Below are 24444 nucleotides of genomic sequence, written 5' to 3' on the forward strand. Positions count from 1 at the left end.
TCACCCTGAACTCGTTTCAGGGTCCACCGTGCCGCAAGTCTGGTCCGCGCCTGCTGCGCGGGGGATGCTAAAACAAGTTCAGCATGACGCCGGTGTGGGGCGGGGCCGCCCTGCTCCGCCTCAGCCACTCGACCTCAACCGCGCTGCGAAACAACCCAGCTCCGCAGTGCGCTTGCCAGGTTCGGCGGGTCCTCCGCGGTGATCCGGAGCGCGTCCACCTGCGCGATCAAGGCGTTGAGCGGCAACCCGCGAACGCGGGCGGCGTCATCCAGCGCGCGCCAGAAGATGGGTTCGAGACTGATCGACGTGGGGTGGCCGGCGATCGTCACCGACCGTTTAACGGGCCCGATGAACCCGCCCGGCGGCGCGACGATCCCGGGCACGGTCACGGCGTGTCGAACAACGCCGCGAGCTGTTCGATCAGCGTCCCGCCAAGCTGTTCCGCATCCATGATCGTCACCGCGCGCGCATAATAGCGCGTCACGTCATGTCCGATCCCGATCGCCGCCAGCTCGACCGGGGACTTCGCCTCGATCCAGCCGATCACCTGCCGCAAATGGCGTTCGAGATAGCTCCCCGAATTGACCGAGAGCGTCGAATCGTCGACCGGCGCGCCGTCCGAGATGACCATCAGGATCTTGCGCTCCTCGGGCCGCGCGATCAGCCGCGAATGCGCCCACAGCAGCGCCTCGCCGTCGATATTCTCCTTGAGCAGCCCCTCACGCATCATCAGCCCGAGCGAATTGCGCGCGCGGCGCCACGGCTCGTCCGCCTTCTTGTAGACGATGTGGCGGACGTCGTTGAGCCGGCCGGGCTGGGGCGGACGCCCCGCCGCCAACCATGTCTCGCGCGATTGCCCGCCCTTCCAGGCACGCGTGGTGAAGCCGAGGATCTCGGTCTTGACCCCGCAGCGTTCGAGCGTGCGCGCGAGGATATCCGCGCTAATCGCCGCGATCGAGATCGGACGACCGCGCATCGAGCCTGAATTGTCGATCAGCAGCGTCACCACTGTGTCGCGGAAATCGGTCTCGCGCTCGATCTTGTAGCTGAGCGACAGCGTCGGGTTGACGACGATCCGCGCGAGCCGCGCCGCGTCGAGGATGCCTTCCTCCTGATCGAAATCCCAGCTGCGGTTCTGTTGCGCCATCAACCGCCGCTGGAGCCGGTTGGCGAGCTTGGTCACCGCGCCCTGCAGATGGACGAGCTGTTGGTCGAGGTACGAGCGCAACCGCACGAGTTCGTCCGCGTCGCACAGGTCGGTCGCGGCGATCACTTCGTCATAGGCGTTGGTCCACGCCTTATATTCGAACTGCGGGGAGAAATCGGCAGGCGGGCGATTGGGGCGGACCGGGAGCATGCCCTCCTCACCGTCGTCGCCAGGCTCGCCGTCCATGTCGTCGAGCGAATCGTCGCCCTGTTCCTGCCCCTCGCCGTCCTCGGACTCGGAATCCTGCTCGGACCCGCGCGCCTCGATCTCGCCCTGGCCCTCGTCGCCCTGATCGTCGCCGTCCTCGCTCTCGTTTTCCTCCTGCTGTTCCTCGGTGCCTTCGTCCTCGTTCCCGCCCTCGTCCGAATCCTCGGGGGTCATGTCACCCTCGACCAGCTCGAGGTCCTCGAGCAGCCGCGTAATCAGCCCGGCAAAGGCGCGCTGATCGTCGATCGCCAGCGCCATCGCATCGAGATCGCCACCGGCCTTCTGCTCGATCCACTCGCGTACGAGATCGAGCCCCTGCAGCGTCGCGGCGGGCGGGGCGACCCCGGTCAGCCGTTCGCGTACCAGCAACCCGAGCGCGGTCGACAGCGGAACTTCGTCACGCGTGCGGGCGCGCGTGATCGGGTCGGCACGCAGCCGGGCTTCCATCGCGGTGTCGAGATTGGCGGTAATGCCGGCATAGCCACGACTCCCGAGCGCCTCGACCCGCGCATTCTCGGCAGAATCAAATACCGCGCGCGCGACCGCCTCGCCTGGGGCGTGGCGATTGTGGATCGCGGCATTGTGGTGCCGCAGCCGCAGCGCAAATCCGTCGGCGAAACCGCGCGCCTCGGCGACCTGTTCGGGCGGGAGCGTGCGCGCGGGCATCGGCACCTTGATGTGCTTGCCCGATTGCGTCGGGGCGTCCGCGGTATAGGCCAGCTCGATCTCGGGTTCGTCCGCCAGCGCGCGCGCGGTTCCGCCAAGCACGGCCTTGAAACGATCGAGAGGGGTATCAGTGGCCACGGTTCAACTCCGGCACGGCAATGTGCCCAGGTGCGAGATCGGGATTCGGGTGGATCGTCGCAACCGGGGCGGTGGGATTGTGGGTCAGCTTCCCAGCAACAACGCTGCCGGAAAGGTTCGAGCGGAAAGGCATGCCGAAATTGCTAACAGAATGCACGACAGAAGACGCGGACCTTGGTCAGCCTTCGATGCGCGGCGGTCCTCCGCCGCGACCCGCCATTTCGACCATGGTTTCGATACCAACCAGTCGCTTGTCGATATCGATCACGTTGTGCGTCAGCGAGGCGATGTCGCCACGCAGCGCGGCCATCTCCTTGTTGATCCGTTCGAGCGTTTCCCGGAACAGCAGAACATTCTTGACGACGCTCATCGCCTTCTCGGTGGCGGTCACTGCGGCTTGTTCGAAAAATACGCGCTTGCCTCGTGCAGCGCCGCGCGCGACCCGGCGATCGACTGTTCGATCGACTCGAACGCTGCCTGCATCTGCGGTAGCGCAGCTTCGAGCTCCTGTATCAGCGCCGTGAGTTCGCTGTCCTCCGTCTGCTCCTCTACCATGTAGCGGATCGACGCCTCGCGCAGGACATTACCGACCGAGCGACCATGTCGCGCTGCATATGCGTCGAGTTTCGCCTTCTGCTCTGGCGTAGTCAGGAAAGTCACCCGTTCGGTCTGCATCCCGGCGCTCCTCTTTCCGCAATTATGCGGTTTTCGCCGCGCTACGGCAATACGCGCCGGGAGGGACTCACAACGGAATGTTGTCGTGCTTCTTCCACGGATTTTCGAGTTGCTTGCCGCGCAGCTTGCGTAAGCCCAGCGCGATTCGGCGGCGAGTCGAGTGCGGCTGGATCACCTCGTCGATGAAGCCCTTGCTCGCGGCGACGAACGGGTTGGCGAAGCGCGCTTCATATTGCGCGGTCTGCTCGGCGATTTCTTCGGTCGTGCGGCCGCGGAAGATGATCTCGACCGCGCCCTTCGCGCCCATCACCGCGATCTCGGCGGTCGGCCAGGCGTAATTGAGGTCGCCGCGCAGGTGCTTGGACGCCATCACGTCATACGCGCCGCCATAGGCTTTCCGCGTGATGACGGTGATCTTGGGCACGGTTGCCTCGGCATAGGCGAACAGCAGCTTGGCGCCGTGCTTGATGATCCCGTTCAGTTCCTGCGCGGTCCCCGGCAGGAAGCCCGGCACGTCGACGAAGGTGACGATCGGAATTTCGAACGCATCGCAGAAGCGCACGAACCGCGCCGCCTTCTTGGACGAATTGATGTCGAGGCACCCCGCCAGCACCATCGGCTGGTTCGCGACGAACCCAACGGTACGCCCCTCGATCCGCCCGAAACCGGTGATGATGTTGGCGGCGTGCGTCGGCTGAACCTCGAAGAAATCGCCTTCGTCAACGGTCTTCCGGATCAGCTCGTGCATGTCGTACGGCTGGTTGGCGGACGCCGGCACCAGCGTGTCGAGCGACTCCTCGAGCCGGTCCCACGGGTCCGACGACGGCCGCTCGGGCGATCCCTCGCGGTTCGACGCGGGCAGGAAATCGACGAAGTCACGCGCGGCGAGCAGCGCCTCGATGTCGTTCTCGAACGCGACGTCGGCGACGCCCGACTTGGTGGTGTGCGTGACAGCGCCGCCCAGTTCCTCCTGCGTGACGATCTCGTTGGTGACGGTCTTCACGACGTCCGGGCCGGTCACGAACATGTACGACGAGTCCTTCACCATGAAGATGAAGTCGGTCATCGCCGGCGAATAGACCGCGCCGCCCGCGCACGGCCCCATGATCAGGCTGATCTGCGGCACGACGCCGCTGGCGAGCACGTTGCGCTGGAACACTTCGGCATAGCCGCCGAGCGAGGCGACGCCCTCCTGGATGCGCGCACCGCCGCTGTCGTTGAGGCCGATCACGGGCGCGCCGACCTTCATCGCCATGTCCATGATCTTGCAGATCTTCTGCGCGTGGCGTTCGGACAGCGACCCGCCGAACACGGTAAAATCCTGGCTGAAGACGAACACCAGTCGCCCGTTGATCGTCCCCGATCCGGTAACGACGCCGTCACCCGGAACGATCTGGTCCTGCATCCCGAAGTCGACGCAATTGTGCTCGACATACATGTCGAGCTCCTCGAACGAGCCTTCGTCGAGCAGCACGTCGAGTCGTTCGCGCGCGGTCAGCTTTCCCTTGGCGTGCTGTGCGGCGATGCGCTTCTCACCCCCGCCCAGCCGCGCCGCGGCGCGCTTGCGTTCCAGTTCGGCGAGGGTCGAGGACATGGCAACTCCTAAGGATCGGCTTGAACACCCGGTTGCGGGTTCTTTTCGCGTTTTCAGGGCAGAACGCAACACCGTGCCATTCACGCCAGCGATGCCCGATGCCGATTGCGACCGCCAGCGACAGCGCTATACTCGGGCAATACACAGAGAGGAAATCGATGCGTACCATGCTCTTGCTTCGTCTATCGACCGCCGTCGCGCTGGGGGCGTTGACGTCCCCCGGCCTCGCGAAGACCGACCCGGTGCCCGCCGCAACCGGCGCCCGTTATGGCACCTTCGGGATCGACCTCACGACGCAGGAAAAGGCGGTAAAGCCCGGCGACGATTTCTGGACCTTCGCCAACGGCGGCTGGGACAAGCGCACGCAGATCGCGCCAGATCGCACGTCCGCCGGCTACGGCGTGGTGTTGACCGACGAGGCCGAAACCAACGTCCGCAAGATCCTGGACGATGCCGCGGCCAACCCCGCCGCAGTCGGCGCGGGCGCGAAGCAATTCGGTGATCTCTACGCGAGCTTCATGGACGAGTCCGCGATCGACAAGGCGGGGGCGGCACCGCTCGCGCAGTATTTCGCGAAGATCGACGCGGCAAACGACCGCGCCAAGCTGCAAATGCTGTTCGCGACGCCGGGCTACGCAAGCCCGGTCGAGATCGGCCAGCTCCCCGATCCGAGCGATCCGACACGCTATACGGTCGGCACCGGCCAGGGGTCGCTCGGCATGGGCGGGCGCGATTACTATCTGGAGGCTGGGCCGAAGTACGACGCATACCGCACCGCCTACCGCGCCTATGTCGCGCAGATGCTGACACTGGCGGGGCTTCCTGACGCGGGCGCCCGCGCGGACCGGATCGTCGCGCTCGAAACCGCGATGGCGAAGGTGCAATGGTCGCCGGTCCAGTCGCGCGACCTGATGGCGATGCTCAAACCGATGACCGCGGCGCAGCGGACTGCGCTCGCGCCCGAGTTCGACTGGCCGTTGCTGCTCCAGACCTCGGGCTATGGCAATTTCCCGGTGGTGATCATGAGCAACTCGACCGCGCTGACCGGGCTCGGCAAGATCTTCGCCGAGACCCCGGTATCGACTTGGCAGGACTGGATGAAGTTCCGCTTCGCCACGGCGGCCGCGCCGATGCTGCCCAAGACGTTCGACGATGCGACCTTCGCCTTCTACGGCAAGACGCTCAACGACCAGCCGTCGCAACGCGCGCGGTGGAAGCGCGGGATCGCGATGGTCAACGGGACGATGGGCGAAGCGATCGGCGAAATCTACGTCAAGCGCCACTATCCGCCCGAGAGCGAAGCCAAGATGGGCGAGTTGATCAGCAATCTGCGCGCGGCGTACAAGGACCGGATCACCGCCAACGGCTGGATGGACGCGAAGACCAAGACCGCGGCGCTCGCCAAGCTCGCCGCGTTCGACCCGCGCGTCGGGCATCCGGTCAAGTATATCGACTATGCGTCGCTCCAGATGGTGCGGGGCGACCCGCTCGGCAATGCGATCCGCGCGGGCGAGTTCCAGCATCAGCTTGATCTCTCGCGGCTGAAGGCCCCGGTCGACCGGACCTTGTGGGAAATGACCCCGCAGACGGTGAACGCGTATTACAACCCGCTGGCGAACCAGATCACCTTCCCCGCTGCGATCCTGCAAGCGCCGTATTTCGACCCCAAGGCGGATGCCGCGGTCAATTACGGGGCGATCGGTGCGATCATCGGGCATGAGATGGGGCATGGCTTCGACGATCAGGGGAGCCTGTTCGGGCCGACCGGCAAGGTCGAGAACTGGTGGACGCCCGAAGCGCACACCGCGTTCAAGGCGCGCACCGCGGCGCTGAGCAAGCAATATGATGCGTATGAGCCGATCCCCGGCGTACACGTGAAGGGTGCGCTGACGCTCGGCGAGAATATCGGCGATCTCGGCGGGGTGGAGACGGCGTATGCCGCCTATCAGAAGTATCAGGCGAGCCACGGCAAAGCCCCGGTGATCGACGGGCTGACCGGCGACCAGCGCTTCTTCCTGTCCTACGCGCAGGCGTGGCAAGCCAAGGTGCGCGAGGGCGCGGCGCGGTCGCGGTTGCTGACCGACCCGCATTCGCCGCCTTATTACCGGGTCAACGGCATCGTCCGGAACGTCGATGCCTGGTATGCGGCGTTCGGCGTCAAGCCGGGGGACAAGCTGTATCTCGCGCCCGCCGAGCGCGTGCATATCTGGTAGGCGGGAGGGGATGGGCTGGACAGGTTTGCGGCCAAGTCGTACGTTCAGCCCATGGCCCAGATGATGATTTCCATGCCGGACGACCTAGAACAATGGGTCGAGCAGCGGGTCGTTGATGGGAGCTTCAGCGGACCGGGGGATTACCTGCTTTCGTTGATGGCACGGGACCGCGCGGCTGCCGACGAGCTGGCATGGTTGCAAAGTGAAATCGACAAGGGTTTTGCATCCGGGATCGACCCACGGCCTGCCGAAAAGATTTTCGCCGACATCAGGGCAAAGCACCTTTCGCTCCATGCATGACCTCGAGATCGCCGCCGAAGCGTCGCGCGGTCTTGAGGACATTGTGCAGTTCAGCATCGCGGTTCGGCAACGAAACGGCAGCGCGCTAATTCGACATGCTGGAACACGCCATGATGCAGTTGCGGCCGTACCCGCGCTCCGGCCCGATCGTGGCAGGGATCACGCCGAACATGCGCTGTCTTCGCGCGGGCAGCCACCGCATCTTCTGCACGTGTGACGACGCCATGGTGACGATCCGTCGCGTATTGCCTCAGGCAATGCGCCCTGACTAGCGATTGGGCGGCGCCTAGTTCGCAGCGATAGGGCTTTGTCGGATCGCTTGCCCCCCCGTTCGGGCTGAGCGAAGTCGAAGCCCCTTTCGCACCATTGGTCATGGTGTCCTTGTTGGGCCCTTCGACTGCGCTCAGGGTGAACGGGAAGGATGCGGTGTCAGACGAACAGCTGTGGGCCCATCACCAGGACGCCCGTCAGATCGCCTTACCGCAGCAGCACCAGCTCCTCCGCCATCGACGGATGCAGCGCGACGGTCTGGTCGAAATCGTCCTTGGTCAGCCCGGCCTTCACCGCGACCGCCGCCGCCTGCAGAATCTCGGGCGAATCCGGGCCGATCATGTGGAGCCCGAGCACCTGCCCGGTCTCGGCATTGCACACCATCTTGTACAGCGCCCGCTCGTTACGCCCCGCAAGAACGTTCTTCATCGGGCGGAAATCGGACATGTAGACCTTCACCGAGCCGAACTTGTTCTTCGCCTGCGCCTCGGTCAGCCCGACGCCCGCCATCGGGGGATGGCTGAACACCGCGGACGGAATGTTCTCGTAATCCACCCGGTGCGGCTTGTTGCCGTACAGCGTGTCGGCGAACGCCTGCCCCTCGCGGATTGCGACGGGGGTAAGCTGGACGCGGTTGGTGACGTCGCCGACCGCATAGATGCTGTCGCAGGTCGACTTGTTGTCCTCGTCGACCACGATCGCGCCCTTCTCGTCTAGCTCGACGCCTGCGCTTTCGAGCCCGAGACCGCCGGTGTTGGGCGCGCGCCCGGTTGCGAACATCACGCAATCCACGTCGATCGGCTCATGCCCGGTCATCGAAACGCGCAGGCACCCGTCGGGCTGCTTCTCGATCCCGCGGAACTCGGCGTTGAAGCGGAAATCGAGCCCCTTCATGATCGAGATCTGGAGCAGTCGATCGCGGATCGATTCATCATAGCCGCGCAGAATCTGGTCGGTGCGGTTGATGAGCGTGACCTTCGCGCCGAATTCGTTGAAGATCCCGCCGAATTCGTTGGCGATATAGCCAGCACCAGCGATCAGGATGCGCTTGGGCACCGCGTCGAGGTGAAATGCCTCGTTCGAAGTGATCCCGAGCTCGTGTCCCGGGCATTCGGGGACGATCGGCGTCGCACCGACCGCGATCAGGATCTTGCCCGCGGTCACTTCGCGTCCGTCGCCGAGCTTGACCGAATGCGGACCGGTGACGGTCGCGCGGTCGAGGATGATGTCGACGCCGTTGTTGGTCAGCGTGTCGGTATAGGCGCCGTTGATCCGGTCGACTTCCTCCAGCACATTGTCGCGCAGCCGGATCCAGTCGAACCCGAGGTTCTCGGGCACGTCCCAGCCGAAGCGACGTGCGTCCTTCAGGTCCTCGGCGAAATGCGCACCATAGACGAGCAGCTTCTTCGGCACGCAGCCGCGGATGACGCAGGTGCCGCCGACGCGATATTCCTCCGCCACCGCGACCTTCGCGCCATGCGCCGCCGCGACCCGCGAGGCGCGCGTGCCGCCCGAGCCCGCACCGATGACGAAGAGGTCGTAGTCATAGTCAGCCATGTCTTGTCCTTCTGCAGCCGCCAAACACGCAGCCTTTAAATCTCTGTAAGCCACCACCCCCACCGTTCGTTTCGAGCGAGGTCGAGAAACTTGCGCTGTGCCGGGTTTCTCGACTTCGCTCGAAACGAACGGATCGGGGCAGTATTGCGTCTCGCTACCGCTGCCCCGCCCGGCGCATCGGCATCGCATCGATCGTCGCGACCAGCGTGGCGGCGTCGATCGGCTCGGACCGGCGCAGCGCGGCGTGGCCGTCCTTGCCGACCAGCACCACGCCGAACGCCGCCCGGGGCAACCGCCACCGTTCGCGCAGCACAGCCGCGGTATCCGCCGCGCCTTTTACGGTATCCCCCGTAAGCTCGACGACCGTGACGTCGCGATCGGCAAGCGCCTTGGGCATTCCCGCCAGCGCCGCATCCTGCGCCATCTTGCGCGGATCGGCTGCGCTTGGGGCGGCGACGATCAGCACCCGGCGCTGGTGGCGCATCTCCGCCACCGTCATCGAAGCTATCATCGCCGCCAGCACGATCATCCGAACGCGCGCTTCATCAGGTCGGTGGTCGACACGTCGAACTCTTGTCCGCCCGCATCCGCCGCTTTGGCCATTTCCTTGCCGAGCTCGACCCCGAACTGGTCGAACGGGTTGATCCCGATCAGCGTGGCATTCACGAACACGCGCTGTTCGTAGAACGCGATCAGCGCGCCGAGCGTCCGCGCGTCGAGATCGTCGAGCAGGATCGTCGACGACGGCCGGTCACCCGAATAGCTGCGCGCGGCATCGTCGTTCGGACGGCCCTTCATCAGCGCGGCCCCTTGCGCGAACGCATTGAGCAGAAGCTGGCGATGGTGATCCTCGGCGAGCGTGTCACCCGGCTCGATCACCGCGACGAACTCGACCGGCACGAGATGCGTGCCCTGGTGGAGCAGCTGGAACACCGCATGCTGCGCATCGGTGCCGACGCCGCCCCAGGTGATCGCCGCCGACGGGCCCGTGAGCGGCGCGCCGTCGATCGTCACGCCCTTGCCGTTCGACTCCATCTCGAGCTGCTGGAGGTAGGACGGGAGCAGCCGCAACCGCTCGTCATAGGCGAAGGTCGCGCGCGTCTCGGCGTGGCGGTTGTGCGTGTAATACAGGTCGGCGAACGCCGCGAGGACGGGCGCATTGTGCGCGAGCGAGGTCTGGCGGAAATGGCGATCCATCTCGCCGGCCCCCTCGAGCATGTCCGCGAAACAGTCCCAGCCAAGCGCAAGCGCGGCGGGGAAACCGATCGACGACCACAGCGAATAGCGCCCGCCGACGCTGTCGGCGAACGGCAGCACGCGGGTTTCATCGACACCCCATTCGACCGCCTTGTCGGGGTCCGCGGTCAGCGCGATCACGCGGCCATAGACGTCGTCGACGCCGCCTTCGCCCATCCACTGCAACACCGATTCGGCGTTGAGCATGGTTTCCTTGGTGGTGAAGGTCTTGGACGCAACGACCAGCAGCGTCGCGGTCGGATCGAATCGGGCGAACGCTTCCTCGAGCGCGCAGCCATCGACGTTGGAGACGATCGCGACGTCGTAGCGCCCCGATTCGCGGCCCAGCGCATCGACCAGCAGGTCCGGCCCGAGCGCCGAGCCGCCGATCCCGACGTGGAGCACATGGCGGATCTCGCCGAGCGCGCCGCCCTCGATCGCGTCGATCAGCGCGCGCATCCGGGCATGGAGCACCCGCGCGGCCGCGACGTCGTCCTCCGACCCCTCGCCCCGCTCGGCGACATGCGTCGCAGCGCGGCCTTCGGTGGTGTTGACGATCTCGCCCGCGAACAACGCTTCGCGCTTACCGCTGAGATCCTGCGCCTTGGCGAGTGCCTCGAACGCGGCAACCGCCTGTTCGGTCAGGTGCGTCTTGGAGAAATCGAAGTGCAGCCCGGCGACGTCGACGCTGAACCGCGCGAGCCGATCGGCGTCCTCGGCGAACAGGGTTTCAAGCCGGGGGCTGGGAAGCCCTTCGATCGCGGTCCAGTCGGCTGCCATGAGTACCTCGTCTGCGTGTTAGGGTGGTTCGATTCCCGGTGTAGATCGCCCTAGCGTCACCCAGTTACAACCGCCAGCTTGACGACACGCTCCGTCCCCCGCAAACCGCGCCGCATGGCCGACACCGAACAGACCCCCGCCCCGATCGGCAAAACGCGTCCCCGCACGGCGAAATCCGAGACGCGCGAAACGCTGAGCTTCTTCCTCAAGCTCGCGATCGTCGTGTTCGTGTTCCGCAGTTTCATCTTCGCGCCGTTCAGCATCCCGTCGCAATCGATGCTGCCGCGGTTGTACATCGGCGATTACCTGTTCGTGTCCAAGTGGAACTACGGCTATTCGCGCTGGTCGCTGCCGTGGGGCGTGCCGCTGATCCCCGGTCGGATCCTGCCGCGCGATCCTTCGCGTGGCGACGTCGTCGTGTTCCGCGGTCCTCCGGGCGAGGATCATGACGTGATCAAGCGCGTGATCGGCCTGCCCGGCGACACGGTCCAGATGCGCGACGGCCAGGTGTTCCTCAACGACAAGGCAATCCCCAAGGTGCGGATGCCCGACTTCACCATCCCGCTGTCGCCCAATTATCCCGGCGGCACGGAATGCCCTGCCGAATTCATGGACGCCGACGCCGCCGGCTCGCCGATCTGCCGCTATCGCCAGTTCCAGGAAACGCTCCCGAACGGCAAGAGCTACGCCGTGCTTGACCGCGGCGAGATGCCCAGCGCAGACGACACCGCGGTCTACAAGGTGCCTGCGGGCCACGTCTTTGTGATGGGCGACAACCGTGACGACAGCGGTGACAGCCGGTTCGATCCGCCGCAGGGCATGGGATTCGTCCCGATGGAGCGGATCGAGGGCAAGGCGGTCGTCTCGTTCTTCTCGACCGATGGTTCTGCGAACTGGCTGCTGCCGTGGACGTGGTTCAGCGCGGCGCGCTGGTCGCGGATCGGCGCGGGGTTTTGAGCCGTCCCAATGACTAAGCCATTGCAGGACTGGGTCGCCGAGCATTTCGGCCACCGACCGGTCGATATCGTCCCGTTCGAGCGCGCGCTGACACATGGCAGCCAGGCCGCCGCGAATTACGAGCGGCTCGAATTCCTCGGCGACCGGGTGCTGGGGCTGGTGATGGCGGAATGGCTGTTCGAGCTGTTCCCGAAAGAGCCCGAAGGCGCCTTGTCGAAGCGGTTGAATGCGCTGGTGACGGGCGCGATCTGCGCCGACGTCGCACGCTCGATCGGGGTGGTGCCGTATCTCAAGCTCGGCAAGCAGGCGCGCGACGATGGCGCGGCGGACAGCGCCAACGTGCTCGGCGACGTGATGGAAGCGCTGATCGGCGCGGTCTATCTGGAAGCCGGGCTGGACGGCGCGCGACAGGCGGTGCGGAGTTGCTGGCAGGATCGCGCGAGCCGGCAACTGGCGGCGCCGCAGCATCCGAAATCGGGGTTGCAGGAATGGGCGGCGTCGCACAACCGCAAGGCCCCGACCTATGAAGTGCTGGAACGCTCCGGCCCGCATCATGCGCCGCGCTTCCGGGTGAAGGTGGCGCTGGGGACGTTCGCGGAAGCCGAGGCGGAAGGGAGTTCGAAGCAGGAAGCGGAGACCGCCGCGGCGACCGCGTTGCTGGATAAGCTGCGGGCGTAAAGGCCAAAAGCTTCCGTTCGCCCCGAGCGCCGTCAGAGGGCAGCGCGCAAAACTTGGCGCCGCGTGCGGTGAGAGCGAGGCTTCGACTGCGCTCAGCCCGAACGGAGGTGTGGAGATCCGCCAGCGCCCACCGCCCCCTCCTCCCTTTGGTTGACGCCCCCGCGACCGCACGCGTAGGCACGCCGCATGCGTTTCTTTTCAGACAATGCCGCGCCGGTGCATCCGGCCCTGTTCGCCGCGATGGCCGACGCCAACACGCTCGACACCGCCTATGACGGCGACCGCTGGAGCAAACAGCTCGATGCACGCTTCTCCGAAGTGTTCGAAACCCAGGTGCGAGCGCTATGGGTCCCCTCGGGCACTGCGGCGAACTGCCTCGCGCTCGCGGCGATGTGCCCGCCGCATGGCAGCATCATCTGCCACCGCGACGCGCATATCCAGAACGACGAATGCGGCGCGCCCGAATTCTACACGCACGGCGCAAAGCTGTTCCTCGCCGAGGGCGACGGCGCGAAGCTGACCCCGGAGACGATCAGCGCGGTGCTCGACGCGACCCGCTACGACGTCCACCAGACTCAACCGCACGCGATCTCGATCACCAATGCGACCGAATATGGCCGGGTCTATTCGCCCGCCGACGTCGCCGCGATCGGTGACCTGGCGAAGTCGCGCAAGCTCGGGCTGCACATGGACGGCGCGCGCTTTGCGAACGCCGTCGCCTCGTCCGATTGCTCGCTCGCCGACATGACGTGGCGCGCGGGCGTCACCGCCTTGAGCTTCGGGTTCATCAAGAACGGCGGAATGAACGCCGAGGCTTTGGTGTTCTTCGACACCGACCTCGCCGACGCGACGCTGTACCGCCGCAAGCGCGCGGGGATGCTGCTGTGCAAAGGCCGCTATCTCGCCGCGCAGTTGCTCGCGATGCTCGAGGGCGATTTGTGGCTCGATCTCGCGCGCAACGCCAATGCGGGCGCGGCGTTGCTCGCACAGGGCGCTGGCGACCGGCTGATTCACCCGACCGAAGCGAACGAGGTGTTCATCCGCGTCACCGCGGAAGAAGCCGCGAAACTGCGCGGCCTCGGGTTCGATTTCTACGACTGGGGCCCCGGCGAAGCGCGACTGGTCGTTTCGTGGGACCAGCAGCCGGAGGACATCCGCCCGCTCGCCGACGCGATCGCGGCGCTTTGAGTTCCGCGCCCCCCGGTGCCTGGCCACCCAGGTCGAGCCAGCTCGCGATCCTGATCCCGTTCGGGATCGTCACGCTGATCTGGGGATCGACCTGGCTCGTCATCCGCGGGCAGCTCGGCGTCGTGCCGGCGAGCTGGTCGGTAACGTATCGCTTCCTCGTCGCGGGCATCGTCATGGCGGGCTATGCGGCCGCGCGCGGCGAGCGGCTCAAGCTGGATGCGCGCGGCTGGCGCTTCGCGATCCTGCTCGGGCTCGCGCAATTCACCCTCAACTTCAACTTCGTCTACCGCGCGGAGATGTATATCACCTCTGGGCTGGTGGCGGTGGTGTTTGCGCTGATGCTGCTCCCCAATGCGGTGTTCGGGCGGATCTTCCTCGGCCAGAAGCTCGGGCGGCAGCTCGTCGTCGGAATGGGCGTCGCGATGGCGGGGGTGGCGCTGCTGTTCCTGCGCGAGATGCGGGTCGATCCGCACGGGCCGACGCAGGTGCTGACCGGGATCGGCTTCACCGTGCTCGCGATCTTCTCGGCGTCGAGCGCCAACGTGATGCAGGGGACGCAGACCGCGCGCGCCTATCCGATGATCCCGATGCTCGCGGTCGCGATGCTGCTCGGCGCGCTGTTCGACGGCGCGTTCGCGTGGATTACGACCGGCCCGCCGGTGTTCGAGCCGACGCTCGCCTATGTCGCGGCGACGCTGTACCTCGGCGTGTTCGCCTCGGCGGTGGCGTTCCCGCTCTACTTCGGCGTGCTGCGCGTGATCGGCCCGGCCAAGGCGGCCTATTCGGGGGTGCTGGTGCCGGTGATCGCGATGTGCCTCTCGACGCTGTTCGAGGGCTATCGCTGGTCGGCGCTCGCGGGGGCTGGCGCGGCGCTGGTCATCGGCGGGCTCGTCATCGCGCTCAAGGCGCGCAGACCCGCGCGATAATCCGGGTAGCGCGGCGTCCAGTAAAGCACGCGCTTCGCCTTGAAGTTCGAGATCCGGCGGTTCTCGGCATAAAACCCCTGCGCCATCGGCGACAGGCTTTCGAGCGCGACGAACGGCGGTGGTTCCATCCCGAGCAACCGCGCGGCGAAGGCGACGACGTCGTTGGGGCTGGCGGGGAGTTCGTCCGCCAGATTATACGCGCCCGCGGGGCCGTTCATTCCGGCGATCACGCCCGATACGATATCCTCGACATGGCAGCGGCTGAACACTTGTCCGGGCACATCGACGCGGTGCGAGCTCCCGCGCGCCACGCGGTCGAGCGGGGATCGCCCCGGCCCGTAGATGCCCGGCAAGCGGAACACATGCGCGCCCGACGCCAGCCATGCCGCATCCGCCTCCGCCCGCGCGCTGCGGCGACCGGTGCCGGTCGGCGCGGTCTCATCGACCCAGGCGCCGCCGACGTCGCCATAGACGCCGGTCGAGGATAGATAGCCGCGCCACGCATCCGCGCGGAGCAGGTCCGCGCCATAGGTCGTCAGGACTGGGTCGGCCTCGTCCGCCGGGGGAACCGACGACAGGATGTGGGTCGCCACCGCGATCTCGCGCCGAACCGCGTCGGTATCGTCGAACCGGATCGTCCCAGAGCGCCCGTCCCGGCTGGTGCCGACGACGCGCCAGCCGTCGCCGCGCAGCCGATCGGCAAGCGCCTGCGCGGTGTAACCCAGTCCGAAAATCAACAAACGCATGAGGACGTCTTTCGTGGGGTGGCGTAAGGTGGCGCGGTAGCCCGAACCCCACAGACGCGCCAACCCTAGCGATAGATCCAGTGCCACACCCCCGCCGCGATCCCGGCAAGCGGCAAATGCGCCCAGGTCGCGACGAGCCAGATCACCACGCCGCCAGCGATGTCGTGCGGACGGAACCCGCCCAATTTCGCGCGACGCTGTGTGATTGCGACGAACGGCCAGTAACTCGTCTTCCGCTCCCAGTCGCGCCACAGCTCGGGCTGGAGCGCCTCCTTCTTGCGATCCTGGAGTGCCGCACCGACCAGCGACAGAATGATGATCGCGACCGCAACGATGATGTTCGCCGCGATCGGATAGACCGCAATGTGGCACAGCCCCCACAAAGCGAACGCCCACATCATCGGGTGCCGCGTGATGCTGAACACGCCGCGCGCCGCGGCGGGCGCAGCGGTGGACGGGTTGCCGGGCAACGCCGGATTGCCGAGCAGCGATCCCATCAACAGGATGCTCGCCACCAGCATCACCAGCGTCACCGGTCCCCAGATCCCCTCGCCCACCGCCCATAACGGCGCGGTGGCGGGCGCGGTCTGGTAACTATGCGCGAGCCACCCAAGCGTGGCGAAGGCGACCAGCGAGTAGATCCCGAGAAACCCGTTCGCGCCGACCGCCTTGACGATCGGCGCGCGCAGCGGATGCGACAGCAGGAAGTGCGAGCCGACGAACGCGACCGCGCTCACGAGAACCATTTCCGTGCCGTCCATCGCGTTACCCCCCGGTTATTTGACTCCGTGCATCCACTTCTTGAGCGGCCACGACAGCGCCAGCAATACCACGCCCAGCACGATTGCGACCTGTGCAATCGTCGTGAACGTGCCGGTATAAGTATCGAGGCTGACCTTGAGGTTGGTGACCTGCCCGCCGACCGTGTCGACGCTGGCGAACTGCGCGACGATCCCGGCGACATATTGCGCGCAACTGATCGACAGGAACCACACGCCCATCATCAGCCCGACGATCCGCGCGATCGACAGCTTGGTGATCATCGACAGCCCGACCGGCGAGATGCACAGTTCAGCGAGCGAGTGGATCAGATACAGACCCGCGAGCCACCAGACACCGACCTGGAACCCCGGCCCGGCGTAACCAGCCCCCAGCACCAGGAACAGGAACCCCAGCCCGACGCCGATCAGCGCGATCCCGAACTTGACCGGGATCGACGGCTCGATCCCGCGCTTGGCAAGCGCGGTCCACAGGATGCTCATGATCGGCGCGAAGGTGACGATGAAGAAGGCGTTGAAGAACTGCGTCTGCGGCGCGGAAATTGCAAAGTTGCCGAACAGCCGCAAATCGGTGTTGCGATCGGCGAACAGCGTCAGCGACGAGCCTGCCTGTTCGAACAACGTCCAGAAGACGACGTTGAAGACGATCAGCACCATCGCAGCGAGCATCATCTGGAACTCGCGCCGGTCCCCGATCACGAACGACCAGATCAGGATCGCGGGAATCCCGATCAGGAAGGTGCCGAACAGCAATTTGCCCATCAGCGACAACGACGCGAGATAGCCGACGAAGCCGGACCCCGGTACCGGCGGCTCGGCGTTCATCAGGTTGACGAACAGGAAATACAGCACGGGCACCGCGATCAGCGCGCCGATGAAGATCGGGATCGTCCGGTCGGGACCGGTGCGGACCGGGGGTTCGCCATAGCCGTTGAGCTTGCCACCATCGAACTGGATCAGCGTGAACGAAATCAACATGCCGATCGCGGCGAGCCCGAAGCCCGCCCACCAGCCGAACGTCGCCGCGAGGATCGGGCACAGGATCTGCGACCCGAGCGACCCGACGTTGATCCCCATGTAGAAGATCGTGAACCCGGAATCACGTCGTCGGTCGCCCTGCGCGTAGAGTTCGCCGACCATGGTCGAGATGTTGGGCTTGAAGAAGCCGTTGCCGACCGAGACGAGGCTGAGCGCGATCAGCATGATCGTGACGAACAGCGGGCTGCGCTCGGCATCCGACTTGAAACCGTCCTTGACGATCGTCCGTGCGGTGCTGCCGTCGGCGCTCAGCAGCGAGACGGTGCCGTCGTCATTGCCCTTCACCTGCAGGCGCTGGCCCTGGTCAGTGATGAAGCGCTGTTCGGTCCCGGCCTTGGTTTCGACCGTGACGTTGTAGCGTTGCCCGTCGATCGTCGCGAACGGCACTGCGGTCTGCCCGCCGAAGCAGAGCGTGAAATAGCCGACTGCCATCATGATCGCGCCGAACTTCACCGAGCGCTTCGAGCCGAGATACTGGTCCGCGAGATAGCCGCCGACGAGCGGGGTCAGATACACCAAAGCGGTGAACCCGCCGTAGAGCCCGGTCGCGGCGCGGTCCCCGAAGATGAAATGCTTGGTGAGATACAGCGTGAGCAACGCGCGCATGCCGTAATAGCCGAAGCGCTCCCACATTTCGGTGGTGAACATCCGCGCGAGCTGGCGCGGATGCCCGAACCACGTCTCGCCCGCTGCCGGATTGACATGGGAAATATCCGGCTCGCGCGGAGTATCCGCGGTCGGGGTGTCCACCATGTACAAACTCCTGAAAATGTCGTGGCGCCGGCGATTGAGGCGCGTTTGGTTGCGGGCGAGACTAACGTCAATCGCAGGTGTGTAAATATGCGGCGTACCGCGTTAAGGGCAAAGCATGTTCAATGATCGCACAACCCCGCTCTCGCTCCTCGCCACCCGCCGCTCGGGCAAGCCGCGCGATCTGGTCGCGCCAGGGCCCGATGCCGCCGAACTCGAGACGATCCTGACGATCGCCGCACGCACCCCCGATCACGGAAAACTCGCGCCATGGCGGTTCGTGGTGGTGGGCTCCGAGCACCGCGCGGCCTTGGCGGACGTCATCACAACCGCCTATCGCGCGGAACGCCCGCAGGCTGGCGCGACCGAGATCGCTTCGCTGGTGCAATTCGCCGAACAGGCCCCGACGTTGGTGGTCGTGCTGTCCTCACCCAAGACCGAAAGCCACATTCCGTTGTGGGAGCAGGAAATGTCGGCGGGCGCCGCTTGCATGAATTTGCTGCACGCCGCGCATGCGCTTGGCTATGCCGGCGGATGGCTGACCGGTTGGCCGAGCTATTCGAGCGCGGTCCGCGATGCGTTCGGCGCGGATCCGGAACGGATCGCCGGGTTCATGTTCCTCGGAACGCCGTCACGGCAACTAGACGAACGCCCACGTCCCATTTTGAAAAACATTGTTACAAAGTGGAAGCCATAAAAGACTGGACATAGCACAGCAATGCGCTGTATTATATCAGCATGACAGCCCTGAACAGCGAAGACTCGCCCGTCTACATCAAGCTGCGCGGCACGATTTCCGCGGCGATCCTGCGCGGACAGTTTCGCGCGGGGGACCAGCTTCCCTCGGTCCGCGCGCTGGCTGCCGAACATGGCGCCAACCCGCTGACCGTCGCCAAGGCGTATCAGAGCTTCCAGGACGACGGCTATGTCGAGGTTCGCCGCGGGGTCGGGATGTTCGTGCTGCCGGGTGCTGCAGAGAAGCTGCGCGCCGCCGAACGTACGCATTTCCTCGAGACGAGCTGGCCGCGGATCGCCGCGCATATCGATCTGCTCGGGCTCGACGTCGCAGACCTGCTGGAACGCGAGCAGGCGTAACGGGACGGTCTGCGCGGACAGGCTCCCCTACCCCGCCACCACTCCCAGCGCCGCAACTTCCTCCGCCGACAGCGTGATCCCGAACATCATGCTCAGCCGCAACCGGTACACGCGTGGATCGGTGATCACCGCGCTCGTCTCATCCCCGCCCGCGCGCCGCTTGTACGTCGTATCGGTCAGCGAGGCGAAGCCGTTGGGCAGAACGATGCTGACGATCCCTGCGTGCAGAAACCGGCTGGCCGGTGCGGTCGAGGTCCAGTGATTGCTGAGCGCAAGATCGGCATCGAACACCAACCGCGTGTCGAAACTGTACTGCGGCTGGAACCCGGTCCCCGTCCCGCGCCCGTCAGTGGTCGTCAGATCGCCGTCGCGCAGCAGCATCCAGCCATGCTCGCCCGCGCGATCGAGCCGGAACAGCGCGCCATCGGGCGCGGTCACTTGCGCGCCATCGATCAGCGGCATCGGCGGGGTATAGCTGCCGCCGAAGCCCGTGTCGGCGATCCACTGCTCTTCCCCAAGCGTTACCAAGCTGAACGTGTGGGTCAGCGGCGGCACGTCGTTCGCGCCGATCCAGACCCGCGCCAGCAGCGGTCGCGCGTCGAACCCGAGCGTCAGCAGCGCATCGAGAAACAGCCGGTTATGCTCGAAGCAATAGCCGCCCCGTCCCGCGGTGACGAGCTTGGCGAACACGCTCGCGCTGTCGATCGCGATCCCGCGGCCGAGCAGTATGTCGAGATTCTCGAACGGAATCGCCAGCCGATGCGCGCGTTGCAACACGCCAAGGCCAAGATGGTCGACCGAGGGCCCTGCTGGGAGGTGAACGCGCGCGAAATAGGCGTCGAGGTCGAACACAGCGTCGCTCATGCCGCAAACGCCTCGGGCGCGATCGAATAGAGCACGCTCGCATCCGCCATCGCGGCGGCCTTCAATCCCATCGCCTCGGGAACGATCTGCGCGACGTAGAAGCGCGCGGCGGCAACCTTCATGCCGAGGAAATCCCGGTCGCCCTCGGCGTCCGCCGCGATCCGCCCCTGCCGCTCCATCAGCCAGCCGCACACCGCGACCGACAGCATCGTCAGGAACGGATAGCTCGCCGCGAGCTTGTCGTCGGCGTCGAGCGTGGCCAGCCGCCGCCCGACCTCGTCGCACGCGTCGATCAGCGCGACCAGCCCGCTGTCCTGCGCCTCGGCGCGCATGTCGGCGATCAGGCGGGCGAACACGCCGCCATTGTCCATCGACAGCTTGCGCCCGACCAGATCGGCGGCCTGGATCCCGTTGGTGCCCTCGTAGATCGGGGTGATGCGTGCATCGCGGAAGAACTGCGCCGCGCCGGTTTCCTCGACATAGCCCATCCCGCCGTGGATCTGGATGCCGAGGCTCGCGACTTCGTTGCCGAGATCGGTGCCGTGCGCCTTCGCAAGCGGAGTCAGGATATCGAGCCGTTCCTGCCCGCCCGCTTCGCCCAGCGTCGCGCGATCGACCTGCGCCGCGGCGTAATAGACCAAAGCACGCGCCGCCTGAGTCTGCGCCTTCATCCGGAGCAGCATGCGGCGGACGTCGGGATGCTCGACGATGCGGACGGGTTCGGCATTGCCCGAGCCCGCGCGCGCCGACTGGACGCGGTCGAGCGCATAGCCGACCGCCGCTTGAGTCGCCGCCTCGGCGACCTGAACGCCCTGAAGTCCGACATTGAGGCGCGCATTGTTCATCATCGTGAACATCGCGCGGATACCACCGAACTCCGCACCGATCAGCTCGCCGATGCAATCGTCCTGATCGCCGAAGCTCAGCACGCAGGTCGGGGAGGCGTGGAGGCCCATCTTGTGCTCGATCGACACGACGCGGACGTCGTTGAAATCGCCGGGGTTTCCATCCGCATCGAGGCGGTATTTGGGCACTAGGAACAGCGAGATCCCCTTGGTCCCGGCGGGTGCTCCCGGGGTGCGCGCGAGGACGAGGTGGACGATGTTGGGCGCCATGTCGTGATCGCCGAACGAGATGTAGATCTTGGTGCCCTTGATCAGGAACGTGCCGTCACCGCGCGGGGTGGCGGTGGTGCGCAAAGCGCCGACGTCCGACCCGGCCTGCGGCTCGGTGAGGTTCATCGTCCCGGTCCACTCGCCGGTCGCGAGATGCGGGAGGTACAGCGCCTGCTGTTCAGGCGAGCCGTGGTGCGCAAGCGCCTCGATCGCGCCGACCGTCAGCGTCGGCGCGAGCGCGAAGCCCATGTTCGCCGCCCCCAGCGTGTCGAGCACTGCGGTCTGGATCGCGAAGGGAAGCCCCTGCCCGCCGAATTCCTCGGGCACGCCGATCGTGCCCCAGCCGCCTTCGACGTAATCGTGATACGCCTTGATGAAGCCGTCGGGCATGACGACGCCTTCCGGGGTCCATTTCGCGCCGACCGTGTCGCCGGTGCGCAGCAGCGGCGCCCATTCGCCCACCGCCAATTGCCCAACGCCTTCGAGCACCGCGTCGACGACGTCGTCGCTGGCGGCGGCGAAGCGTTCGGTCGCGGCGAGATCGGCGATGCCGACAATATGGTCGAGCACGAAACGCTGGTCGGCGGTGGCTGGAGTGAACACGGGCGGCATCCTCTTATCGCGCAGGTTTGTGCGGGCTATAGCGCCGCATGATGACCGCGCCAAACCCGCCGATGCAGACGCGAACCTTACCCTACGGTGCCGTAGCGATCGCGGAGGCCGCCGCGTTGATTCGTGCCGGGCAACCCGTCGCGATCCCGACCGAGACGGTCTACGGACTCGCCGCCGACGCGACCGACTCGGGGGCGGTCGCGCGGATCTATGCGGCCAAGGGGCGGCCGAGTTTCAACCCGCTGATCGTCCATGTGCTCGATCTTGCGGCGGCGGAGCGGATCGCGGTGTTCGATGCGACCGCGCGCGCGCTGGCGGCGGCATTCTGGCCGGGGCCGCTGACCTTGGTGCTGCCGCTACGCCCCGACGTGGGGATAGCGTCGCTGGTGACGGCAGGATTGGACACGATCGCGATCCGCGTGCCTGCGCACCGTGCGATGCGTGCGCTGATCGCCGCCGCCGGCGTGCCGCTTGCCGCACCCTCGGCCAACGCGAGTGGGGCGATCAGCCCGACGCGCGCGGCGCATGTGGTGGCATCGCTCGGCGGGCGGATTGCGCTGGTGGTCGACGATGGCGCGACCGCGGCTGGCGTCGAGTCGACCATCGTCGCCGGATTAGAAGTCTTGCGACCCGGGCCGGTGACGGCAGAGGATCTGGCGCGGTTCGGGACCCTCGCCGCCCCTCCGCTCGGCAAGCGGGAAGAGGACGGAGCGGCAGCGATCGTTACCGCGCCGGGGCAGCTTGCCAGCCATTATGCGCCGCGCAAGCCGCTACGGTTGAACGCCACCGAAGCGGCGGAAGACGAGTATCTCATCGGGTTCGGTGCCGTCGCGGGGGACGCGACCCTGTCGACGCAGGGAGATCTGACAGAAGCCGCAGCCAGGCTGTTCGATGCATTGCACCAGGCCGACGCTTCAGACCGGTCCCGAATCGCGATCGCGCCGATCCCGCAAACCGGCATCGGCGCGGCGATCAACGATCGCCTGCGCCGCGCCGCCCACCGGGACTAGGCCGCGACCGTCTTCGACCGCGCGGCGAAGCTCTTGCGCAGCTTCGCCAGCTTGGGCGGGATCACCGCCATGCAGTACGGATTGCGCTGGCCTTCGCTGTCCCAATAATCCTGATGGTAATCCTCGGCGTCATACCATTGCGTCAGCGGTTCGATCGTCGTGACGATCGGCGCGGGCCAGTCCTTCGCAGCGCGCTCCATCGCCGCGCGGGCTTCGTCGGCCTGCTCGTCCGAATGCGGGAAGATCGCCGAGCGATATTGCGTGCCGACGTCATTGCCCTGGCGGTTGAGCGTCGTCGGATCATGCGTCGCGAAGAACATGTCGAGAATGTCGCCATAGCGAACCTGATCGCTGTCGAAGGTGACGCGGATCGCCTCGGCATGGCCGGTATCGCCGCCGCACACCTGCTTGTAGGTCGGGTTGGGGACGCGCCCGCCGATATACCCGCTCTCGACGCTCTCGACGCCGATCACGTCCTTGAACACCGCCTCGGTGCACCAAAAACATCCGCCCGCCAGCGTTGCGACTTCGCTTGTCATCATTCGCTCCTTGTTTAGGGCTTTAAGATAGGTACGGCCGGGAAAGACAAAAGGGGAATGGCGATGCTCGACGGATCAGTGCTCGTTACGGGGGGCGCCGGCTATATCGGTAGCCACGCCGTCCTGGCCCTGCTCGACGCCGGGCATCGCGTCGTGGTCTACGACAATCTGACGACCGGGTTCGACTGGCTGGTCGACCCGCGCGCAACGCTCGTGCGCGGCGAGATCGAGGATGATATGCTGGTCCGCGCGACGATGCGCGACCACGGCGTGCGCGCGGTGATGCACTTCGCCGGGTCGATCATCGTGCCCGAATCGGTCAGCGACCCGCTCAAATATTACCGCAACAACACGGTCGCCAGCCGCGCGCTGATCGAGAGTGCGGTCGTCTCGGGGGTGAAGCACTTCATCTTCTCGTCGACCGCCGCGACCTATGGCACGCCCGAGCGTGTGCCGGTCGCGGAAAACGATCCGACCGTGCCGATCAACCCGTACGGCACGTCCAAGCTGATGACCGAGGCGATGCTGCGCGACGTCGCGGCGGCGCATCCGATCAATTACGCGGCGCTGCGCTATTTCAACGTCGCGGGCGCGGACCCCGCGGGACGGAGCGGGCAATCCACGGTCGGCGCGACCCACCTCATCAAGATCGCGGTCGAGGCGGCGCTCGGCAAGCGCGCGACGGTCGGCGTCTATGGCACCGACTATGCGACGCCCGACGGCACCGGGGTGCGCGACTATATCCATGTCAGCGATCTCGCGGCGGCGCACGTTGCGGCGCTCGACGTGCTGATCGCCGAGCCGACCCGCAGCCACACGCTCAACGCGGGCTATGGCAAGGGGTTTTCCGTGCTCGAAGTGTTGAACGCGGTCGACCGCGTGACCAACCGCAAGCTCGACCGCGTGATCGAAGGACGCCGCGCGGGCGATGCGGGGGAGTTGGTCGCGGACAATCGCGCGATCCTGGCGACGCTCGACTGGACCCCCAAGCGCGCCGACCTCGACCTGATCGTGCGCGATGCACTGGCGTGGGAGCGCAAGCTGAGCGACCGCGCCTGACCTCCGGCTGGCACGCGAGGGGATGAGGCAACAGCGCCTCCCCTCCCTGGAAGGGAGGGGTTGGGGGTGGGTTGCTCTCCGTATCTTGGCACGGCAGTTTCTCGCAATGCCGCGCGTCCCGCCCGAAATGACTCGCCGCGCCCGCGTTGGGCACCAATGCGACCGAGGCAGAGCGGTCGGTGTGGTTGCGGCTGCGCACGGCGCGGCTGGCGGTGGAGTTCGATGGAAGCCAGCATTTCTAGTCG

The 24444-nt window shown here is 66.2% G+C and carries 24 protein-coding genes; 10 read left to right on the plus strand and 14 right to left on the minus strand.

The annotated features are described in order from the left end of the window. Positions 1-134: 134 nt before the first annotated feature. The 5 genes from QBJ92_RS06285 to QBJ92_RS06305 form a co-directional block, all read right to left on the minus strand. Positions 135-389 carry a ribbon-helix-helix domain-containing protein gene (locus tag QBJ92_RS06285; protein WP_277968835.1) on the minus strand — a complete coding sequence of 85 codons (255 nt, stop codon included), beginning with the start codon at positions 387-389 and terminating at the stop codon, positions 135-137. After that, a complete protein-coding gene (gene cobT, locus QBJ92_RS06290; protein WP_277968836.1) occupies positions 386-2218 on the minus strand; it encodes a cobaltochelatase subunit CobT in 1833 nt (610 codons plus the stop codon). The genes QBJ92_RS06285 and cobT overlap by 4 nt, the downstream gene beginning before the upstream one ends. A 178-nt stretch (positions 2219-2396) precedes the next feature. After that, entirely contained in the window at positions 2397-2609 is a 213-nt protein-coding gene (locus QBJ92_RS06295) for a hypothetical protein (protein ID WP_277968837.1), read from the minus strand. Then, positions 2606-2893 (minus strand): hypothetical protein, encoded by a 288-nt coding sequence (locus QBJ92_RS06300; RefSeq protein WP_277968838.1) that lies wholly within the window; start codon positions 2891-2893, stop codon positions 2606-2608. Before QBJ92_RS06300 ends, QBJ92_RS06295 begins: the two co-directional genes overlap by 4 nt. Positions 2894-2960: 67 nt before the next feature. Further along, on the minus strand, positions 2961-4487 hold the full coding sequence (locus QBJ92_RS06305; RefSeq protein ID WP_277968839.1) for an acyl-CoA carboxylase subunit beta: 1527 nt from the start codon (positions 4485-4487) through the stop codon (positions 2961-2963). 158 nt (positions 4488-4645) lie between these two features. On the opposite strand from QBJ92_RS06305, the gene QBJ92_RS06310 reads away from it, so the two are divergent. Together QBJ92_RS06310 and QBJ92_RS06315 are read left to right on the plus strand one after the other, a co-directional pair. Continuing rightward, on the plus strand, positions 4646-6700 hold the full coding sequence (locus QBJ92_RS06310; protein WP_277968840.1) for a M13 family metallopeptidase: 2055 nt from the start codon (positions 4646-4648) through the stop codon (positions 6698-6700). Between the two features lie 51 nt (positions 6701-6751). Beyond that, the gene (locus QBJ92_RS06315) at positions 6752-7000 is read left to right on the plus strand and encodes a type II toxin-antitoxin system ParD family antitoxin (protein WP_277968841.1); all 249 of its coding nucleotides are present in this window, start codon (positions 6752-6754) and stop codon (positions 6998-7000) included. Between the two features lie 477 nt (positions 7001-7477). Here the strand turns inward: QBJ92_RS06315 and gorA are convergent, their stop codons facing one another. From gorA to pgi, 3 genes are all read right to left on the minus strand, one after another. Beyond that, positions 7478-8827: a glutathione-disulfide reductase gene (gorA, locus tag QBJ92_RS06320; RefSeq protein ID WP_277968842.1), complete on the minus strand. Its 1350-nt coding sequence runs from the start codon at positions 8825-8827 to the stop codon at positions 7478-7480. 154 nt (positions 8828-8981) lie between these two features. Then, positions 8982-9356 carry a DUF4174 domain-containing protein gene (locus QBJ92_RS06325; protein WP_277968843.1) on the minus strand — a complete coding sequence of 125 codons (375 nt, stop codon included), beginning with the start codon at positions 9354-9356 and terminating at the stop codon, positions 8982-8984. After that, the gene (gene pgi / locus QBJ92_RS06330) at positions 9353-10843 is read right to left on the minus strand and encodes a glucose-6-phosphate isomerase (RefSeq protein ID WP_277968844.1); all 1491 of its coding nucleotides are present in this window, start codon (positions 10841-10843) and stop codon (positions 9353-9355) included. Before pgi ends, QBJ92_RS06325 begins: the two co-directional genes overlap by 4 nt. 114 nt (positions 10844-10957) lie before the next feature. Between pgi and lepB the strand changes: the two genes are divergently transcribed. The 4 genes from lepB (at position 10958) to QBJ92_RS06350 (ending at position 14592) form a co-directional block, all read left to right on the plus strand. Continuing rightward, positions 10958-11800, plus strand: coding sequence for a signal peptidase I (lepB, locus tag QBJ92_RS06335; protein ID WP_277968845.1), 843 nt, complete (start codon positions 10958-10960; stop codon positions 11798-11800). A gap of 9 nt (positions 11801-11809) precedes the next feature. Further along, entirely contained in the window at positions 11810-12478 is a 669-nt protein-coding gene (rnc, locus tag QBJ92_RS06340; RefSeq protein ID WP_277968846.1) for a ribonuclease III, read from the plus strand. Between the two features lie 186 nt (positions 12479-12664). Continuing rightward, positions 12665-13666 carry a threonine aldolase family protein gene (locus QBJ92_RS06345; protein ID WP_277968847.1) on the plus strand — a complete coding sequence of 334 codons (1002 nt, stop codon included), beginning with the start codon at positions 12665-12667 and terminating at the stop codon, positions 13664-13666. Next, positions 13663-14592 (plus strand): DMT family transporter, encoded by a 930-nt coding sequence (locus QBJ92_RS06350; RefSeq protein ID WP_277968848.1) that lies wholly within the window; start codon positions 13663-13665, stop codon positions 14590-14592. The genes QBJ92_RS06345 and QBJ92_RS06350 overlap by 4 nt, the downstream gene beginning before the upstream one ends. Here QBJ92_RS06350 and QBJ92_RS06355 read toward each other — a convergent pair. The 3 genes from QBJ92_RS06355 to QBJ92_RS06365 all read right to left on the minus strand — a co-directional run bounded on the left by QBJ92_RS06355 (position 14502) and on the right by QBJ92_RS06365 (position 17908). Beyond that, positions 14502-15338 carry an NAD(P)-dependent oxidoreductase gene (locus QBJ92_RS06355; protein WP_277968849.1) on the minus strand — a complete coding sequence of 279 codons (837 nt, stop codon included), beginning with the start codon at positions 15336-15338 and terminating at the stop codon, positions 14502-14504. The two genes, QBJ92_RS06350 and QBJ92_RS06355, sit on opposite strands and share 91 nt — an antisense overlap. Positions 15339-15403: 65 nt before the next feature. Then, the gene (locus tag QBJ92_RS06360; protein ID WP_277968850.1) at positions 15404-16099 is read right to left on the minus strand and encodes an NnrU family protein; all 696 of its coding nucleotides are present in this window, start codon (positions 16097-16099) and stop codon (positions 15404-15406) included. A gap of 15 nt (positions 16100-16114) precedes the next feature. Then, positions 16115-17908, minus strand: a complete 1794-nt coding sequence (locus tag QBJ92_RS06365) for a peptide MFS transporter (RefSeq protein ID WP_277968851.1) — start codon at positions 17906-17908, stop codon at positions 16115-16117. A 115-nt stretch (positions 17909-18023) separates the two neighbouring features. On the opposite strand from QBJ92_RS06365, the gene QBJ92_RS06370 reads away from it, so the two are divergent. Further along, positions 18024-18602: a nitroreductase family protein gene (locus tag QBJ92_RS06370; protein WP_277968852.1), complete on the plus strand. Its 579-nt coding sequence runs from the start codon at positions 18024-18026 to the stop codon at positions 18600-18602. Between the two features lie 41 nt (positions 18603-18643). Continuing rightward, entirely contained in the window at positions 18644-19000 is a 357-nt protein-coding gene (locus QBJ92_RS06375; RefSeq protein WP_277968853.1) for a GntR family transcriptional regulator, read from the plus strand. Between the two features lie 27 nt (positions 19001-19027). Here the strand turns inward: QBJ92_RS06375 and QBJ92_RS06380 are convergent, their stop codons facing one another. After that, positions 19028-19864 carry an arylamine N-acetyltransferase family protein gene (locus tag QBJ92_RS06380; RefSeq protein ID WP_277968854.1) on the minus strand — a complete coding sequence of 279 codons (837 nt, stop codon included), beginning with the start codon at positions 19862-19864 and terminating at the stop codon, positions 19028-19030. After that, positions 19861-21591 carry an acyl-CoA dehydrogenase gene (locus tag QBJ92_RS06385; RefSeq protein ID WP_277968855.1) on the minus strand — a complete coding sequence of 577 codons (1731 nt, stop codon included), beginning with the start codon at positions 21589-21591 and terminating at the stop codon, positions 19861-19863. Before QBJ92_RS06385 ends, QBJ92_RS06380 begins: the two co-directional genes overlap by 4 nt. A 38-nt stretch (positions 21592-21629) precedes the next feature. Here QBJ92_RS06385 and QBJ92_RS06390 point away from each other — a divergent pair, with 38 nt between their 5' ends. Further along, positions 21630-22601 carry an L-threonylcarbamoyladenylate synthase gene (locus QBJ92_RS06390; protein WP_277968856.1) on the plus strand — a complete coding sequence of 324 codons (972 nt, stop codon included), beginning with the start codon at positions 21630-21632 and terminating at the stop codon, positions 22599-22601. Here QBJ92_RS06390 and msrA read toward each other — a convergent pair. After that, the gene (msrA, locus tag QBJ92_RS06395) at positions 22598-23140 is read right to left on the minus strand and encodes a peptide-methionine (S)-S-oxide reductase MsrA (RefSeq protein WP_277968857.1); all 543 of its coding nucleotides are present in this window, start codon (positions 23138-23140) and stop codon (positions 22598-22600) included. The genes QBJ92_RS06390 and msrA overlap by 4 nt on opposite strands. A gap of 63 nt (positions 23141-23203) precedes the next feature. Here msrA and galE point away from each other — a divergent pair, with 63 nt between their 5' ends. Beyond that, on the plus strand, positions 23204-24199 hold the full coding sequence (gene galE, locus QBJ92_RS06400; RefSeq protein ID WP_277968858.1) for a UDP-glucose 4-epimerase GalE: 996 nt from the start codon (positions 23204-23206) through the stop codon (positions 24197-24199). Positions 24200-24444: the final 245 nt, after the last annotated feature.

Origin of the sequence: Sphingomonas echinoides, assembly GCF_029623395.1 — a bacterium.
GTDB lineage: Bacteria > Pseudomonadota > Alphaproteobacteria > Sphingomonadales > Sphingomonadaceae > Sphingomonas > Sphingomonas echinoides_A.